The 2,542-nt window shown below is 60.9% G+C and carries 2 protein-coding genes; both read left to right on the top strand.

Annotation, left to right across the window (positions count from 1 at the left end; genetic code table 11):
- Positions 1–1,294: D-aminopeptidase (locus tag P792_RS31495; RefSeq protein WP_035440177.1), on the top strand; the 1,294-nt coding region annotated here is incomplete at its 5' end.
- A gap of 129 nt (positions 1,295–1,423) precedes the next feature.
- Positions 1,424–2,542, top strand: a 1,119-nt coding sequence (locus tag P792_RS31490; protein WP_023979338.1) for an aspartate aminotransferase family protein, incomplete at its 3' end; no start/stop codon positions are given.

Genomic DNA, 2,542 nt, shown 5'->3' with positions numbered 1-2,542 from the left:
CCTCGCTCACAACCAGTCAGGTCTGCGTGATTACTGGGCGGTGGCCATGCTGCATGGCGCCCCTACGGAGTCGGTTTTTGGTCTGGCAGAGGCACGACGGGTGATTGCCGGCACCAGATCCCTGCATTTCAGGCCCGGCACCAGCTACTCCTACGTCAACCAGAACTTCCATCTCATTTCCGAAGCGTTTGAGGCCTGCACAGGGCAGAGCTTTGCTGAATTGCTGCGCGCACGGATTTTCGAACGCTATGACATGAAAAGCGCCTTTCTTGCGGCAAACACGCAATCCATGCCGGACGGAACGCAAGGCTATGAGGGCAGTGAAGCCACCGGCTATCGTCAGGCGGTCAACAACATCTTCTGGACGGGCGATGCCGGGCTGGGGGCCAGTCTGGACGATATGATTGCCTGGGAATGTGCGATCGACGCCCAGCGCGATGATCCCCAAGGGTTCTATAACCGGCTCAGCGCGCCCGTAACCTTCAGCGATGGCACCCCCGCCCGCTACGGCTTCGGGTTGCAGCGCGGACGCCTGTTTGGCCATGCCATGACCGGACACGGCGGCGCCCTGCGCGGCTGGCGTAGCCACAGACTGCACCTGGCACAGGAACGGCTGTCGGTCGTGGTCATGTTCAACCACATGTCAGAGGCACATTCGGCGGCGGCAGAACTGGCGGGGGCCGCGCTCGGCATCCCCCCATCCCCGCCTACAAAGGCGCCCGGTAACCCGGCCATAATTGGGCATTATCTCGACGCGCAGAACGGTCTTTCGGCCACGGTCACATCGTCAGATCAGAATGGCGCGTCAGGCAACAATCTGGCGCTTCGTTATGCCTATCCGCCCGAGCGCCTGGATAACTGGACCCAGAGCGGTGCTGGTCGCGACGGCACCACCGTGACATTTCAGGATGACAGGCACCCCGAGCGCGGCCTGATCATGAACCGTCCGCAGGAAAATACCCAGCGTATCCTGTCGCGTTTGGCCATGACACAATCGCATCAGGATCTGGCAGGGAGGTATCTGTGTGAGGAACTCGACAGCATCCTGACCCTGTCCGATGCAGGCGGCGCACTTTATGGCGCCTTCTCAGGCATGCTGGGGCAAGGGCGCATGGAGAGGCTTCTGCCGCTTGGGGATGATGTCTGGCTTATCCCGTGTCTGCGTGCGCTCGATCATTCGCCGCCGGGGTACTGGACGCTCTCTTTCCAGCGGGATGCGGCTCAGGCCCTGCGCGGCATACGTGTCGGATGCTGGCTGGCGCGCGACCTGTTTTATCACGTCATAACAGACTGAATTTGACGAACCGGGGGGATTAACCCCATCATGGTAAGGCAGCAGCCCGTGCCCTGCCCTGATTCCTCAGGTGCGGGGCTCTTGTTGTTGCATCTCTCCAATCCATTTCAACCGGGCTCTCATATCGCCATGATTTCCGCTCTGATGCCAACATTCAAACGAGTCGACCTTGCTTTCGAGCATGGTCAGGGCGCTTGCTTGTACACGGCTGACGGGCGACGATTTCTCGATTTCGGGGCGGGTATTGCCGTCTCGTCGCTCGGGCATGGTCATGAGGGGCTGGTCAAGGCGATCGCCGAACAGGCCGCACGCGTCATGCACGTGTCCAACCTGTATCGCATCCCGCAGGCCGAGAAACTGGCCGACAGGCTGGTGGCTCATTCCTTTGCCGACAGCGTCTTCTTCTGCAATTCCGGCGCAGAAGCCAATGAAGGCATGGTCAAGATGATCCGCAAGACCCAGGCAGGTCGCGGTCATCCCGAGCGCACGCGCATCATCTGCTGCAACGGAGCCTTTCACGGGCGCACGCTCGCCATGATCGCCGCCACGGGCAACCCGGCCTATCTCGAAGGCTTTGGTGCCCCTGTCGAGGGCTTCGATCACGTCCCCTTCAACAACATGAATGCGCTGCGTGCCGCCATCACGCCCGAGACAGCCGGCATCATGATCGAGCCCATCCAGGGCGAGACAGGCATCAAGCAGGCTGATCCGCAGTTCATGACCGGGCTGCGCCAGGTTTGCGACGAATTTGGCCTGATCCTTGCGCTGGACGAGGTTCAGACCGGCATGGGCCGCACCGGCAAACTCTTTGCTCATGAGTGGTATGGCGTCACACCTGATGTCATCTCGGTGGCCAAGGGCATTGCTGGTGGTTTCCCCATGGGGGCCATTCTTGCCAGTGAGGAAGTTGCCGCATCGATGGGTGCAGGTTCGCATGGCACGACTTTTGGCGGCAATCCGCTGGCCTGTGCTGCTGGCAACGCCGTGCTGGATGTCATTCTTGCCGATGGCTTTCTCGATGACGTTGCGCAAAAGGGCACCATGCTCGGCAATGAACTGGCGGCTCTGGTGCATGATCATCCGCGCGTATTTGAGCTTGCTCGTGGCCGCGGTCTGATGTGGGGTCTGAAATGCAGGATGCCTGTTGCCCAGGTGCAGGCTCAGGTCATGGCTGAAGGCCTCCTCACCGTGACAGCAGGTGAGAATGTGCTGCGGCTCCTGCCGCCGCTGGTTGTGACCCGGGAAGAC

The organism is Asaia sp. SF2.1 (genome assembly GCF_000505765.1).
GTDB lineage: Bacteria > Pseudomonadota > Alphaproteobacteria > Acetobacterales > Acetobacteraceae > Asaia > Asaia bogorensis.
Note: the sequence above shows the minus strand (reverse complement) of the source record. Positions and strands in the feature narration are given on the sequence as shown.